At 58.2% G+C, this 15018-nt stretch carries 16 protein-coding genes; 14 read left to right on the top strand and 2 right to left on the bottom strand.

The features are described from left to right. The first annotated feature begins 3 nt into the window (after positions 1-3). The 10 genes from rplO (at position 4) to bfr (ending at position 7209) form a co-directional block, all read left to right on the top strand. The gene (gene rplO / locus JFT44_RS26865) at positions 4-441 is read left to right on the top strand and encodes a 50S ribosomal protein L15 (protein WP_003176407.1); all 438 of its coding nucleotides are present in this window, start codon (positions 4-6) and stop codon (positions 439-441) included. Next, entirely contained in the window at positions 442-1770 is a 1329-nt protein-coding gene (gene secY, locus JFT44_RS26860) for a preprotein translocase subunit SecY (protein WP_038443739.1), read from the top strand. A 28-nt stretch (positions 1771-1798) separates the two neighbouring features. Next, positions 1799-1915 carry a 50S ribosomal protein L36 gene (rpmJ, locus tag JFT44_RS26855; protein ID WP_002555468.1) on the top strand — a complete coding sequence of 39 codons (117 nt, stop codon included), beginning with the start codon at positions 1799-1801 and terminating at the stop codon, positions 1913-1915. Positions 1916-2044: 129 nt separating this feature from the next. After that, positions 2045-2401: a 30S ribosomal protein S13 gene (gene rpsM / locus JFT44_RS26850; protein WP_024077676.1), complete on the top strand. Its 357-nt coding sequence runs from the start codon at positions 2045-2047 to the stop codon at positions 2399-2401. Positions 2402-2431: 30 nt separating this feature from the next. After that, positions 2432-2821, top strand: a complete 390-nt coding sequence (gene rpsK / locus JFT44_RS26845; protein ID WP_002555466.1) for a 30S ribosomal protein S11 — start codon at positions 2432-2434, stop codon at positions 2819-2821. Between the two features lie 18 nt (positions 2822-2839). Continuing rightward, entirely contained in the window at positions 2840-3460 is a 621-nt protein-coding gene (gene rpsD / locus JFT44_RS26840; RefSeq protein WP_003210056.1) for a 30S ribosomal protein S4, read from the top strand. Between the two features lie 22 nt (positions 3461-3482). Then, positions 3483-4484: a DNA-directed RNA polymerase subunit alpha gene (locus JFT44_RS26835; protein WP_003176403.1), complete on the top strand. Its 1002-nt coding sequence runs from the start codon at positions 3483-3485 to the stop codon at positions 4482-4484. A 41-nt stretch (positions 4485-4525) separates the two neighbouring features. Next, positions 4526-4912 (top strand): 50S ribosomal protein L17, encoded by a 387-nt coding sequence (rplQ, locus tag JFT44_RS26830; RefSeq protein WP_007918448.1) that lies wholly within the window; start codon positions 4526-4528, stop codon positions 4910-4912. A gap of 228 nt (positions 4913-5140) precedes the next feature. Next, complete coding sequence (locus tag JFT44_RS26825) at positions 5141-6589, top strand: catalase (protein ID WP_198831425.1); 1449 nt, start codon at positions 5141-5143, stop codon at positions 6587-6589. Between the two features lie 155 nt (positions 6590-6744). Further along, positions 6745-7209 (top strand): bacterioferritin, encoded by a 465-nt coding sequence (gene bfr / locus JFT44_RS26820; protein ID WP_029299402.1) that lies wholly within the window; start codon positions 6745-6747, stop codon positions 7207-7209. Between the two features lie 67 nt (positions 7210-7276). Here bfr and uvrA read toward each other — a convergent pair whose 3' ends face one another. After that, a complete protein-coding gene (gene uvrA, locus JFT44_RS26815; protein WP_029299403.1) occupies positions 7277-10111 on the bottom strand; it encodes an excinuclease ABC subunit UvrA in 2835 nt (944 codons plus the stop codon). A gap of 180 nt (positions 10112-10291) precedes the next feature. Here uvrA and JFT44_RS26810 point away from each other — a divergent pair, with 180 nt between their 5' ends. The 3 genes from JFT44_RS26810 to tam all read left to right on the top strand — a co-directional run bounded on the left by JFT44_RS26810 (position 10292) and on the right by tam (position 13138). Further along, positions 10292-11686 carry an MFS transporter gene (locus JFT44_RS26810; RefSeq protein WP_057960763.1) on the top strand — a complete coding sequence of 465 codons (1395 nt, stop codon included), beginning with the start codon at positions 10292-10294 and terminating at the stop codon, positions 11684-11686. A 9-nt stretch (positions 11687-11695) separates the two neighbouring features. After that, the gene (locus JFT44_RS26805; protein WP_017849542.1) at positions 11696-12211 is read left to right on the top strand and encodes a single-stranded DNA-binding protein; all 516 of its coding nucleotides are present in this window, start codon (positions 11696-11698) and stop codon (positions 12209-12211) included. 165 nt (positions 12212-12376) lie between these two features. Then, positions 12377-13138, top strand: a complete 762-nt coding sequence (gene tam / locus JFT44_RS26800) for a trans-aconitate 2-methyltransferase (protein WP_057438952.1) — start codon at positions 12377-12379, stop codon at positions 13136-13138. Between the two features lie 10 nt (positions 13139-13148). Here tam and JFT44_RS26795 read toward each other — a convergent pair whose 3' ends face one another. Next, positions 13149-13697: a cysteine hydrolase family protein gene (locus tag JFT44_RS26795; protein ID WP_057960761.1), complete on the bottom strand. Its 549-nt coding sequence runs from the start codon at positions 13695-13697 to the stop codon at positions 13149-13151. Between the two features lie 96 nt (positions 13698-13793). Between JFT44_RS26795 and JFT44_RS26790 the strand changes: the two genes are divergently transcribed. Continuing rightward, the gene (locus JFT44_RS26790) at positions 13794-14777 is read left to right on the top strand and encodes a GlxA family transcriptional regulator (RefSeq protein ID WP_057960760.1); all 984 of its coding nucleotides are present in this window, start codon (positions 13794-13796) and stop codon (positions 14775-14777) included. Positions 14778-15018: the final 241 nt, after the last annotated feature.

The raw sequence follows: 15018 nt of genomic DNA, 5'->3' as shown, positions 1-15018 counted from the left end.
TCGATGAAACTCAATGATCTGAGTCCAGCGCCGGGTTCCCGTCGCGAAAAGCATCGTCCGGGCCGTGGTATCGGTAGCGGTTTGGGTAAGACTGGTGGCCGTGGCCACAAAGGTCAAACCTCCCGCTCCGGTGGCACCATCGCTCCAGGCTTTGAAGGCGGTCAACAGCCGCTGCATCGTCGCCTGCCGAAGTTCGGTTTCGTTTCCCTGAAGGCCATGGACCGCGCAGAAGTGCGTCTGTCCGAGCTGGCTAAAGTGGAAGGCGACATCGTTACCGTGCAGACCCTGAAAGATGCCAACGTGATCAACGTCAACGTACAGCGTGTGAAAATCATGCTGTCCGGTGAAGTGACTCGCGCTGTCACTATCGGCAAGGGAATCGGCGCCACCAAAGGTGCGCGTTCGGCTATCGAAGCAGCTGGCGGCAAGTTCGAGGAATAAATGGCTAAGCAAGGTGCTCTCTCAGCGCTCGGCAAAGGCGGTATGTCTGAACTTTGGGCTCGTCTGCGTTTTCTGTTCCTGGCGATTATCGTCTACCGAATAGGCGCACACATCCCGGTTCCAGGTATCAACCCGGACCGACTCGCAGACCTGTTTCGACAGAATGAGGGGACCATTCTTAGCTTGTTCAACATGTTTTCCGGCGGCGCGCTGGAGCGGATGAGCATCTTTGCACTGGGGATCATGCCGTACATTTCGGCATCGATCATCATGCAGTTGATGAGCGCCGTCAGCCCGCAGCTGGAGCAGTTGAAGAAGGAAGGTGAAGCTGGTCGTCGCAAGATAAGCCAGTACACCCGCTACCTCACTGTCGCTCTTGCTCTTGTCCAGGCTATTGGCATGTCCATTGGTCTGGCAGGGCAGGGCGTAGCGTTCACTGGTGACTTTGGCTTCCATTTCGTCGCGGTAACCACATTTGTGGCTGGTGCGATGTTCATGATGTGGCTGGGTGAGCAGATTACTGAGCGTGGTGTTGGCAACGGTATCTCGATGTTGATTTTCGCAGGTATCGTCGCCGGTCTTCCGAGGGCAATCGGGCAGTCTTTCGAGTCTGCACGTCAGGGTGATATCAATATCTTCGCCTTGGTTGCCATCGGTTTGCTGGCAGTAGCGATTATCGGTTTTGTGGTGTTCATTGAGCGTGGCCAGCGTCGTATTGCTGTTCACTACGCCAAGCGTCAGCAGGGCCGTAAGGTCTTCGCTGCGCAGACCAGCCACTTGCCGCTGAAAGTGAATATGGCCGGTGTTATTCCTGCTATCTTCGCGAGCAGCATTTTGCTGTTCCCGGCTTCGCTGGGTGCCTGGTTTGGTCAGTCTGAAGGTATGGGCTGGTTGCAGGACATCTCGCAGTCGATCGCTCCTGGTCAGCCGTTGAATATTCTGCTGTTTAGTGCAGGGATTATTTTCTTCTGCTTCTTCTATACGGCGTTGATGTTCAATCCGAAAGACGTAGCGGAAAACCTGAAGAAGTCCGGTGCCTTTATTCCGGGTATTCGTCCAGGCGAGCAGTCGGCGCGCTACATTGATGGCGTTCTGACCCGTTTGACCCTGTTCGGTGCTCTATATATGACGGCCGTGTGCTTGTTGCCCCAGTTCCTGGTGGTTGCAGCAAACGTTCCGTTCTACCTTGGCGGGACCTCGTTGCTGATCGTGGTCGTGGTTGTGATGGACTTCATGTCCCAAGTACAATCGCACCTCGTTTCGCACCAGTACGAATCCCTGATGAAGAAAGCCAACCTGAAGGGCTACGGCAGCGGCATGTTGCGCTGAGTACCCCATAAGGTTCGAGGAGTTGGTGATGAAAGTTCGTGCATCGGTGAAAAAGCTGTGCCGTAACTGCAAGATTATTCGCCGCGAAGGTGTTGTTCGAGTAATTTGCAGCGCGGAACCGCGTCACAAACAGCGCCAAGGCTGAGTGTGATCCGCTTGAAGCCCGGCAGCTAGTGCGCTGCCGGGTTGATTATTTGTTATTACAGCGATATTATCTCGCGCCCTATTTCTTGGCTTCCGGGGCGTAGGTAGCTGTCAATTGGAGTCCCACTGAATGGCCCGTATTGCAGGCGTTAACATTCCAGATAACAAGCACACTGTTATCTCGCTGACCTACATCTATGGTGTTGGTCGCACTACTGCGCAGAAAATTTGCGCAGTTGCTGGGGTAAACCCAGCCGCTAAGATCAAGGATCTGAGCGACGAGCAGATTGAATTGCTGCGTGGCGAAGTGGCGAAGTTCACCACTGAAGGTGACCTGCGTCGCGAAATCAACATGAAAATCAAGCGTTTGATGGACCTCGGTTGCTATCGCGGTCTGCGTCATCGTCGTGGTCTTCCAGTGCGCGGTCAGCGTACCAAGACTAACGCGCGTACCCGTAAAGGTCCGCGTAAGCCGATCCGCAAGTAATCGCCCCAGCGAATCGACAGGAAAATTATCATGGCAAAACCTGCTGCTCGTCCTCGTAAAAAAGTTAAAAAGACAGTGGTTGATGGCATCGCCCACATCCATGCATCTTTTAACAACACCATCGTGACCATCACCGACCGTCAAGGTAACGCGCTTTCTTGGGCTACCTCCGGTGGTTCGGGTTTCCGCGGTTCCCGCAAGTCCACCCCGTTTGCTGCTCAAGTAGCTGCTGAACGTGCTGGTCAAGCTGCGCTGGAATATGGCCTGAAAAACCTCGACGTTAACGTCAAGGGTCCAGGTCCAGGTCGTGAGTCTGCTGTCCGTGCTTTGAACGGCTGTGGCTATAAGATCGCCAGCATCACCGACGTGACGCCAATCCCGCACAACGGGTGCCGTCCGCCGAAGAAGCGCCGCGTGTAATCCAGGAGATTGTAAAGAATGGCTCGTTACATTGGTCCAAAATGCAAACTCGCTCGTCGCGAAGGCACCGATCTCTTCCTGAAGAGCGGCGTGCGCGCGATCGAATCGAAGTGCAACATTGAAGCAGCACCTGGTATCCACGGCCAACGCCGCGGTCGCCAGTCCGATTACGGCACCCAACTGCGTGAAAAGCAGAAGGTCCGTCGTATCTACGGCGTTCTCGAGCGTCAGTTCAGCGGCTACTACAAAGAAGCTGCTGGCAAGAAAGGTGCAACCGGTGAAAACCTGCTGCAACTGCTCGAATGCCGTCTGGACAACGTTGTATACCGTATGGGCTTTGGTTCGACTCGTGCCGAATCCCGTCAGCTGGTATCGCACAAATCCGTCAGCGTAAACGGCCAAACCGTTAACGTTCCGTCCTACCAGGTTCGTGCTGGTGACGTGGTCGCGATTCGCGAGAAAGCAAAAAACCAACTTCGCATTGTCCAAGCTCTCGATCTGTGTGCCCAACGTGGCCGCGTAGAATGGGTAGAAGTAGACACTGAGAAGAAGTCGGGCGTTTTCAAGAACGTTCCTGCTCGCAGTGATCTGTCCGCCGACATCAACGAAAGCCTGATTGTCGAGCTCTACTCCAAGTAAGGGCTAGAAAATAGGTGCATCCATGCAGATTTCGGTAAATGAGTTCCTGACACCCCGCCACATTGATGTGCAGGTTGTCAGTCCAACCCGCGCCAAGATCACTCTCGAGCCTCTCGAGCGTGGTTTTGGCCACACCCTGGGCAACGCGCTGCGCCGCATCCTGTTGTCCTCAATGCCCGGCTGTGCAGTAGTCGAGGCCGAGATTGACGGTGTGCTCCACGAGTACAGCGCCATCGAAGGTGTACAGGAAGACGTAATTGAAATCCTGTTGAACCTTAAAGGTCTGGCTATCAAGCTGCACGGCCGTGACGAAGTTACGCTGACCTTGTCGAAGAAGGGTTCGGGGGTGGTTACCGCTGCCGATATTCAGCTGGATCATGATGTCGAGATCGTTAACCCCGATCACGTAATCGCTAACCTGGCGTCTAACGGCGCTTTGAACATGAAGCTCACCGTAGCTCGTGGTCGTGGTTATGAACCGGCCGACTCGCGTCAGAGCGATGAAGACGAAAGTCGCAGCATTGGTCGCTTGCAGCTTGACTCTTCGTTCAGCCCGGTTCGCCGTATCGCATACGTGGTGGAAAACGCCCGTGTCGAGCAGCGTACTAACCTGGACAAGCTGGTTATTGATCTGGAAACCAACGGTACTCTGGATCCTGAAGAGGCTATTCGCCGCGCTGCAACCATTCTGCAACAGCAGTTGGCTGCGTTCGTCGACCTCAAAGGTGACAGCGAACCAGTGGTAATCGAGCAGGAAGACGAGATCGATCCGATCCTGCTTCGCCCGGTTGACGATCTGGAACTGACTGTACGTTCGGCTAACTGCCTTAAGGCGGAAAACATTTACTACATCGGTGACCTGATTCAGCGTACCGAAGTAGAACTGTTGAAGACTCCGAACCTGGGCAAGAAATCCTTGACTGAAATCAAGGACGTTCTGGCCTCCCGCGGTCTGTCCCTCGGCATGCGCCTCGACAACTGGCCGCCTGCAAGTCTTAAGAAGGACGACAAGGCGACTGCCTGATCGTCGTAATCACCGAACGTGAGTTTGGTAAGGAATGAACCATGCGTCATCGTAAAAGTGGTCGTCACCTGAGCCGTACCAGCTCGCACCGCAAGGCCATGTTTCAAAACATGGCGGTGTCGCTGTTCGAGCACGAGCTGATTAAAACTACACTGCCGAAAGCCAAAGAACTGCGTCGCGTTGCTGAGCCGCTGATCACTTTGGCCAAGACAGACAGCCTGGCTAACCGCCGTCTGGCTTTCGACCGTACTCGTTCGAAAGCTATCGTTGGTAAGCTCTTCAACGACCTGGGCAAGCGTTATGCTACCCGTGAGGGTGGCTACCTGCGCATCCTCAAGTGCGGTTTCCGCACTGGCGACAACGCGCCTATGGCGTACGTCGAGTTGGTTGATCGTGCTACTGCTGGCGAAGCTGTATCCGCCGAGTAAGACGACAGTCTGCTACGAAAAACCGGGCCTAGTGCCCGGTTTTTTGTGGGCGATTGAAAAGCAACGTGATGTTCACTCATTGCCCTTTGGCTATGCCGGTCGATTGGGTGTTAGTAAAAATCTATTGAGTGGCATGATTTAATACATTTGAAGGTGTCATCTTCCTGGTCAATACTGCCTCCAAGCCGATTAGCCGGCAGTTCCAAGACTGACCTGAGGAGATTGAGCATGAGCCAGAATAAAACCCTTACAACTGCCAGCGGTGCTCCCGTTGCGGATAACCAGAATTCCCGTTCCGCAGGCCCGCGTGGCCCGTTGTTGCTCGACGACTTTCACCTGATCGAGAAGCTTGCCCACTTCAACCGTGAAAACATCCCAGAGCGCCGCGTACACGCCAAAGGCTCGGGAGCGTATGGGACCTTCACGGTTACCAAGGACATTACCCAATACACCAGTGCCAAACTGTTTGAAGCTATCGGTAAGCAGACTCCGACCTTTCTGCGCTTCTCCACCGTAGGTGGCGAACGCGGCTCGGCAGACACCGAACGCGACCCACGTGGCTTCGCGCTGAAGTTCTACACCGAAGAAGGCAACTGGGACATCGTTGGTAACAACACCCCGGTGTTCTTTATCCGTGACCCGCTGAAGTTCCCCGACTTTATCCACACTCAAAAGCGCCTGCCGCAAAGCAACCTGAAAAGTGCACAGATGATGTGGGACTTCTGGTCGCACTCGCCTGAGGCGCTGCACCAGGTCACCATCCTGTTTTCGGACCGTGGCATCCCTGACGGCTACCGTCATATGCACGGCTTTGGTAGCCACACCTACAGCTTGATCAACGCCAATGGCGAGCGTCATTGGGTGAAGTGGCACTACAAGACCAAGCAAGGCATCAAGAACCTGGCGCCTGCCGATGCAGCGCGTCTGGCCGGTACCGATCCGGATTACGCCCAGCGCGATCTGTTTGGGGCCATTGAGCGCGGTGACTTCCCTAAATGGCGTGTGTGCATCCAGATCATGACTGAGGCCCAGGCCAACGCTCACTACGAGAACCCCTTCGACGTAACCAAAACCTGGTCGCAGAAAGAGTTTCCGTTGATTGAAGTGGGTGAGCTGGAGTTGAACCGCAACCCGCAGAACTACTTCGCCGAAGTGGAGCAGGCCGCGTTCGGCCCAAGCAACATGGTGCCAGGCGTCGGTTTGTCGCCGGATCGCATGCTGCAGGGCCGTGTATTCGCTTACGCCGATGCGCACCGCTACCGTATCGGCACTAACCATCAGCACCTGCCAGTGAATGCTCCACGCAGTCCGGTCAACACCTATCAGCGTGACGGGTCCATGGCGTTCGGCACCAACGGCGGTGCGGCTCCCAACTACGAGCCAAACAGTTACGCCGATGCGCCAAAACAGGCGCCGCAGTACGCAGAACCAGCCTTGGCGCTCAGGGGTGCGGCCGATCGTTACGACCACCGCGAAGACACTGATTATTACAGCCATGCCGGTGCGCTGTTCCGCCTGATGAACGCTGAGCAAAAAGCGCTGTTGATTAACAACATCGCCGGCGCGATGGCCGGGGTTTCCAGTGATGTGGTTCAGCGTCAACTGCAGCACTTCTTCAAAGCTGATCCAGCTTATGGAGAAGGAATCGCAACAGCGCTGGGTGTATCGCTTAACTGACTCTAAGTGATAAGCAGAACCGCCCTCATTTGGGCGGTTTTTGCGTTATTTCAGCTACTTTTCTCTGAAAATCTTCACTTTTCTGCCGTTCGTCTCGTGACCTGCAGGTCAGCATGGTTCAAACTAGGGCCTTTCAAGCAGGGAGATGTAGGGCGATGCAAGGTCACCCCGACGTAATCGATTACCTCAACACGTTGCTGACGGGCGAACTGGCAGCTCGTGACCAATATTTCATTCACTCGCGGATGTACGAAGACTGGGGCTTTACCGAGCTCTACGAGCGTATCAATCACGAAATGGAAGAAGAGGCACAGCACGCCGACGCGCTGATGCGCCGTATCCTGATGCTCGAAGGCACGCCGCGTATGCGTCCTGACGACCTGGATACCGGTACCACCGTGCCTGAGATGCTCGCCAGCGACTTGCGCCTGGAATACAAGGTCCGCGCTGCGCTGTGCAAAGGCATCGAGCTTTGCGAGAAGCACAACGACTACGTGACCCGGGAAATCCTGCGCGTACAGTTGAACGACACTGAAGAAGATCACACCTACTGGCTGGAAAAGCAGCTGGGTCTGATCAAGTTGATCGGTCTGGAAAACTACCTGCAATCGCAGTTCTGATTTTGCCGGCATAAAAAAGCCCCTGTCACCGTAGCGGTGACAGGGGCTTTTTGTTGGGCCCGAAAACTCAGGCCCGGTCGCGCGCCAGCAACGGCTTCAGATAGTAGCCAGTGTGGGACTGCGGCATCTCGGAAACCTGCTCCGGCGTACCCACCGCAATAATCTGCCCACCCTTGGAGCCGCCTTCCGGCCCCAGGTCCACCAGCCAGTCGGCCGTCTTGATTACATCCAGGTTGTGCTCGATCACGACTACCGTGTTGCCGTGGTCGCGCAGGCGGTGCAGCACGTCGAGCAACTGCTGAATATCCGCAAAGTGCAAGCCGGTGGTCGGCTCATCGAGGATATACAAGGTCTTGCCGGTATCGCGCTTGGACAGCTCGCGAGACAGCTTAACCCGCTGCGCCTCACCACCGGACAGCGTAGTCGCCGACTGCCCTAGCTTGATATACGACAAGCCCACGTCCATCAGGGTCTGGAGTTTGCGTGCCAGGGCCGGCACTGCGTCAAAGAACACCCGCGCCTCCTCGATGGTCATCTCGAGGGTTTCATGGATGTTCTTGCCCTTGTACTTGATCTCCAGGGTTTCGCGGTTGTAACGCTTGCTCTTGCACACATCGCACGGCACGTAGATGTCCGGGAGGAAGTGCATCTCGACCTTGATCAGGCCATCGCCCTGGCACGCCTCGCAGCGCCCGCCCTTGACGTTGAAGGAGAAGCGCCCTGGCCCATAACCCCGCGAGCGGGACTCCGGCACACCGGCGAACAGTTCGCGAATCGGCGTGAACAGCCCGGTATAGGTTGCAGGGTTGGAGCGGGGCGTGCGACCGATCGGGCTCTGGTCGATATCCACCACTTTATCCAGCAGCTCCAGGCCCTTGATGCTGTCATGGGCGGCAGCTTCCAGGGTGGTGGCACCGTTCAGTGCCGTGGCACTGAGGGGGAACAGCGTGTTGTTGATCAGCGTCGACTTGCCAGAGCCGGATACACCGGTCACGCAGGTCAGCAGGCCCAGGGGGATTTCCAGGTCGACATTGCGCAGGTTGTTGCCGCGCGCGCCCTTGAGGTGCAGCGCTTGTTTTTTGTTGCGTGGCGTACGTTTGGCCGGCACTTCGATTTTTACCCGGCCAGACAGGTATTTCCCTGTCAATGAGTCCGGATGGGCCATGACTTCCGCGGGAGTGCCCTGGGCCACAATATGGCCGCCATGCACGCCGGCACCAGGGCCGATATCGACCACATAGTCCGCCAGGCGAATGGCATCCTCATCGTGTTCGACCACGATCACCGTGTTGCCGATGTCCCGAAGGTGCTTGAGCGTGCCCAGCAGACGATCGTTGTCACGCTGGTGCAGGCCGATGGACGGCTCGTCGAGAATGTACAGCACGCCCACCAGGCCGGCGCCGATCTGGCTGGCCAGGCGTATACGCTGTGCCTCGCCGCCAGACAGGGTGTCGGCACTGCGATCCAGGGACAGGTAATCCAACCCCACATTGACCAGGAACTGCAGGCGCTCGCGAATTTCCTTGAGGATCTTGTCGGCAATTTCGCCGCGTCGCCCGGTCAGCTTCAATACGCCGAAGTATTCGCAGGCATCGCCGATGGGCAGGTTGGTCACGGCCGGTAGGGTTTTCTCGCCGACCCAGACGTGGCGGGCCTCGCGACGCAAACGGGTGCCGCGGCAATCCGGGCAGGGCTGGGTGCTGAGGAACTTGGCCAGCTCCTCGCGCACACTGGCCGACTCGGTTTCCCGGTAGCGCCGTTCCAGGTTAGGCACGATGCCTTCGAACGGGTGGGAGCGCTTGACGATGTCGCCACGATCATTGAGGTACTTGAAGTCGACGTTCTGCGAGCCGCTGCCGTGCAGGATGACTTTTTGTTGCTCGGCCGGCAGCTCGTTGAAGGGCACTTCCAGGCTGAATTTATAGTGGGCAGCCAGCGACCCGAGCATTTGGAAGTAGTACACATTGCGCCGGTCCCAACCACGTATCGCGCCCTCCGCCAGCGTCAGGTCGCCATTGACCAGGCGCTTGATATCGAAGAACTGCTTGACCCCCAGCCCATCACAGGTCGGGCAGGCGCCAGCCGGGTTGTTGAAGGAGAACAGCTTGGGTTCCAGCTCACTGATGGCGTGGCCGCAGATCGGGCAGGCGAAGCGCGCGGAGAAGATGATTTCTTCGCCCGGCTCGTCGTCCATCGGCGCCACCAGGGCAATACCGTCTGCCAGCTTCAGCGCGGTCTCGAACGACTCCGCCAGGCGTTGCTGCAGATCGGCACGTACCTTGAAACGGTCGACCACCACATCAATGGTGTGCTTCTTCTGTTTATCCAGCTTCGGCGCTTCATCCAGCTCATACAGCTTGCCGTTGATCCGGGCGCGGACAAAGCCCTGGGCGCGCAGCTCTTCGAAGACTGACAGGTGCTCGCCCTTGCGCTCACGAATCACCGGCGCCAGCAGCATCAGCTTGGCGCCTTCCGGCTGGGCCAGCACCAGGTCGACCATCTGGCTGACGGTTTGGGCTTCCAGCGGGATATCGTGATCCGGGCAGCGCGGAATACCGACGCGTGCATACAACAAGCGCAGGTAATCGTAGATTTCGGTAATGGTGCCCACGGTGGAGCGTGGGTTGTGGGAGGTCGACTTCTGTTCGATGGAAATGGCTGGCGACAGGCCTTCGATGGTGTCGACATCAGGCTTTTCCATCATCGACAGGAACTGCCGGGCGTAGGCCGACAGCGACTCCACATAACGACGCTGGCCTTCGGCATACAGCGTGTCGAACGCCAGCGATGATTTGCCGGACCCGGACAAGCCGGTGATGACAATCAGTTTGTCCCGGGGCAGGGTCAGGTCGATGTTCTTCAGGTTGTGGGTTCTAGCCCCACGAATCAGGATCTTGTCCAAGATGGCCTCGCACGGCGGGCGTATAAATAATGCAGGAGTATACGGTTAAAGACTGGATGAATATACACTGTCAGTTTGCCCATTTCAGCCTTACATGAAAGCTGCGCGGCAAAGCGCCGCATATACCCTCTCAAACGATGGGACTGGTAGAATCGCCGCCGGTTCACACGAGGTTTTTCCATGCACGATCCCCACAGCGAACGCATGAGTAGCGGCGAGACCCGAGCAGCAAGCGGTCTGGCCCTGGTGTTCGCCTTCCGTATGCTGGGCATGTTTATGGTGTTGCCGGTACTGGCGACCTATGGCATGGACCTCGCAGGCGCGACCCCGGCCCTGATCGGCCTGGCGATTGGCGCCTATGGCCTGACCCAGGCGATTTTCCAGATTCCGTTCGGGATCATTTCCGACCGCATTGGCCGCCGACCGGTGATCTACCTGGGGCTGATCATCTTTGCCCTGGGCAGTGTGCTGGCGGCCAATGCCGATTCGATCTGGGGCGTGATCGCCGGACGTATCCTGCAGGGCGCCGGGGCGATTTCTGCGGCGGTGATGGCGCTGTTGTCGGACCTGACCCGCGAACAACATCGCACCAAGGCCATGGCCATGATCGGCATGACCATCGGCCTTTCGTTTGCCGTGGCCATGGTGGTCGGTCCCTTGCTGACCCGCGCCTTTGGCTTGCACGGCCTGTTCCTGGCCACTGGCGGCATGGCCCTGTTGGGTATCGTGATCGTGGCCTTTATGGTGCCGCGCTCCACCGGGCCGCTGCAGCACCGTGAATCGGGCGTGGCGAAGCAGGCGCTGCTACCGACCCTCAAGCACCCGGATCTGCTGCGCCTGGATTTAGGTATCTTCGTATTGCACGCGATGTTGATGTGCAGCTTCGTCGCCTTGCCCCTGGCGCTGGTGGAAAAGGCCGGGTTGCCCAAGGAGGAGCACTGGTGGGTGTACCTGACCGCATTGCTGATTTCGTTCTTCGCCATGATCCCGTTCATCATCTATGGCGAGAAGAAACGCAAAATGAAACGAGTTTTGCTCGGCGCCGTCGCGACATTGATGCTCACTGAACTATTCTTCTGGCAGTTCGGCGACAGCCTACGGGCACTGGTAATCGGCACGGTGGTGTTTTTCACCGCGTTCAACCTGCTGGAGGCGTCACTGCCTTCGCTGATCAGTAAAGTGTCACCGGCAGGCGGCAAAGGCACGGCAATGGGGGTGTATTCCACCAGCCAGTTCCTCGGTTCGGCGCTGGGCGGCATCATGGGCGGCTGGATGTTCCAGCATGGCGGTTTGTCGGTTGTGTTCCTCGGATGCGCCGGGCTGGCTGCACTTTGGCTGGTCTTTGCTGTTACCATGCGCGAACCTCCCTACGTCACAAGTCTGCGTTTGCCGCTATCGCCCGAGGCGATCCGTGAAAGCGGTCTGGTAGAACGCCTGAAGGCCGTCGTAGGGGTAACAGATGCAGTCGTGGTCGCGGAAGAAGCGGCCATTTACATCAAATTGGACACCGAACTATTGGATCGCGCGACGCTCGAGCAACTGGTCAACCCAGTGCCGACAGCGCGCCCAGCCTAGGAGAACGTTATGGCCCGTGGGGTTAACAAAGTCATATTGGTCGGTACATGCGGCCAGGATCCCGAAGTTCGCTACTTGCCTAACGGTAACGCCGTGACCAACCTGAGTCTGGCGACCAGCGAACAGTGGACCGACAAGCAGACCGGCCAGAAGGTCGAGAAAACCGAATGGCACCGTGTGTCGATGTTCGGCAAGGTTGCAGAGATCGCCGGTGAATACCTGCGCAAGGGTTCGCAGGTCTACATCGAAGGCAAACTGCAGACCCGCGAGTGGGAAAAAGACGGCATCAAGCGTTACACCACAGAAATCGTGGTCGACATGCAAGGCACCATGCAACTGCTGGGCGGCCGTCCACAGGGCGACCAACAGGGCCAGGGCGGCATGTCCAACTCGGCACCGCGTCCACAGCAGTCCCGTCCGCAGCCAAGCCAGCAGCCACAGCGTGAGTCGCGTCCAGCGCCACAGCAGGCGGCACCACAGCCAGCCGCTGACTTCGACAGTTTTGATGATGATATTCCGTTCTAAGGCCACCTTGGCCCGGACTATCCCGTAACACCAGGAACCCCCGCTGGCATTTGCCTCGGGGGTTTCTTGTTTTTAGGTAGGGAAACTCCCCGGCTCTGGCATTTGTCCCTAGGCGTCACAAGATTTAGGCTGTAGCGCACTCCCTTAACCAAGAAGGAAGCCCCGATGACCTGGTCTGCCCGGCAGTATTCGATGTTTGAACAACAGCGCACCCGTCCCGTCCGGGATCTGGTCGCCGCCATTCCCGCAGGCGACGTACGAACTGCAGTCGACCTGGGGTGTGGCCCCGGCAACTCCACCGAGGTGTTGGCCCAGCGTTTCCCCCAGGCGACGATTACTGGCTTGGACAGCTCGCAGGACATGCTGGTCAGCGCCCGTGAGCGGCTGCCGGCACTCAACTTTGAATTGGCCGATATCGGCGCCTGGAAGCCTGCGCGACAGTTTGATGTGATCCTCGCCAACGCCTCGCTGCAGTGGGTACCGGACCACGCCACCCTCTATCCGCACCTGGTGGCGCAATTGACGCCGGGCGGGACGCTGGCGGTGCAAACCCCGGACAACCTCAACGAGCCCGCCCACCGCCTGGCCCGTGAAGTGGCAGCGCAAGGGCCGTGGGCGGACAAGATCGGTGCGGTCAAGCACAACGAGCGCCACGGGGCACGTGATTACTACGAGATGCTGAACAAGCATTGCAGCACCGTCGATGTATGGCACACCACCTATTACCATCCGCTCAGCGGCCATGAGGCGGTGGTGGAATGGTTCAAGGGCACGGGCCTGCGGCCATTTCTGGCGCCGCTGGATGAGGCCGAGCAAGGTGCTTTTCTCGACGTCTACCTGGCGCGTATCCGCGAGGCTTACCCGGCCCTGGCCGATGGCACGGTGTTGCTGCCATTTCCACGGCTGTTCGTCCTCGCGACACGCTGACAGTCAGCCTTCAGGCCTTCAGGAACTCGTCTGCCGACACCACGCTGGCGTAGGCAAAGGCCAGTGACGCCATGTAGGCATCATGCACCTGTGCCGCCGGAACGGTCTTGCCATTGAATTCCTGATCGCGGGTAGCACAGGCGTCGTGGATCACCGTCACGTTGTAGCCATAGTCCGCCGCTGCGCGAACCACGGCGTCGATGCACATGTGGCTCATGCTGCCGACGACCACCAGGTCGGTGATGCTGTGTCGTTCGAGTAATTCGCGCAGATTGGTTTGGCGAAAAGCATTTACAAAGTGCTTGAGCACCACCGGCTCGTCGTTTTCGTTCTGCACCTTGGCATGTATATGGGCGCCTTCAGAGCCCGGGGTGAAGAAGGGCGCATCTGCCGAGGTGAACTCATGGCGCACGTGGATCACTGCATCGCCGGCCTGACGAAATGCGTGGAGCACCTGTTGCGCCTTGTCGGCCGCCGCTTCCACACCGGCTAATGGCCACTTGCCTTGGGGGAAGTAGTCGTTCTGGATATCAATTAGGATAAGTGCTTGCTTGGCCATGTGTGTTTTCTCGTGAGGGGTTGATGCGCCCAGTATCGTAGCTGGCGCATGGCGCGGGGATTGGCTCTACCGACAATAACAGGGGGAAAACTGACAATGGCTGTGGAACGCGCGATCGTCGAGCTCGGCGTGCTGATCTACCGTGGCGCGCAGATGGCGGCAGTACACGGTTTGACCGACCTGTTCGGCGTCGCCAATCGTATCGCCGCCGAGCATCAGAGCCAGCAGCTACCCTTGCTGCGTGTCAGCCACTGGCAGGTCAATGCCGAGGGTACGCCGGTTCGGGCATTTGACAGCCAGCCGGGTCCCGATCAACCGTTGATGGCTGTGCTGGTGCCGCCGTCGATTGGCGAGTTTTGCGAAGAACAGGCGCCGCCCGCGCTGTTGCACTGGCTGCGCCAGCAACATGCGGCCGGCACCGTGCTGGGAGGCGTGTGCATCGGTTCGATCATGCTGGCGCGCAGCGGCTTGCTCGATGGGCGTAGCGCCACTGCCCACTGGTCTTCGGCCAGCGCCTTCGCCAGTCGTTTTCCTGCGGTGCGCCTGGAGGCCGATAAGCCTATCGTCGACGATGGCGACCTGATTACCACTGCCGGGCTGATGGCCTGGTCCGAGCTGGGCCTGCGCCTGGTCGACCGCCTCATGGGCCCGAGCATCGCCGCCGACACCGCGCGCTTTCTGGTGATTGAGCACAGTGACAGCGCCAGCCAGTGCGGCAGCAATTTTGCGCCGATCCTCGGCCATGGCGACGCGGCCATTCTCAAGGTCCAGCACGCGTTACAGGCCAGTGGCGCGGTGGATGTCTCCCTCGCGGCGATGGCTCAGGCCGCCGGCCTGGAAGAGCGCACTTTCCTGCGCCGGTTTCGCACTGCCACCGGCCTGAAACCCACCGAGTACTGTCAGCACCTGCGGGTGGGCAAGGCGCGACAGATGCTGGAGTTCACCACTACCACCATTGATCAGATTGCCTGGACTGTGGGCTATCAGGACCCCAGCGCCTTTCGCGGGATCTTCAAAAAAATCACCGGCCTTGCGCCCAGTGATTACCGCAACCGATTCGGCGTCAGGGCCCCGACCTGAATCCCGAACACGCCAACCCCCTATTTGTGAGCGGGCTTGTCGGATCGCCGCATCGCCGCGAAGACGTCGGCCCAGCCAACATTGATGTTGACTGACCCACTGCTTTCGCGAGCCAGCCCGCTTGTATGGTTAGACTTGTAGGGGTGGTGGGACTAAAAGCCAGCATCTGACTCTAGCCAGTACAGACCGTGGGAGACTTCGTCCCACCCCTTCACCAAAGCGCCGATAAGGAATGCATCGG

It is taken from the genome of Pseudomonas sp. MF5691, from assembly GCF_016405645.1.
In the GTDB taxonomy this organism is placed as follows: Bacteria; Pseudomonadota; Gammaproteobacteria; order Pseudomonadales; family Pseudomonadaceae; genus Aquipseudomonas; species Aquipseudomonas shahriarae.
Note: the sequence above shows the minus strand (reverse complement) of the source record. Positions and strands in the feature narration are given on the sequence as shown.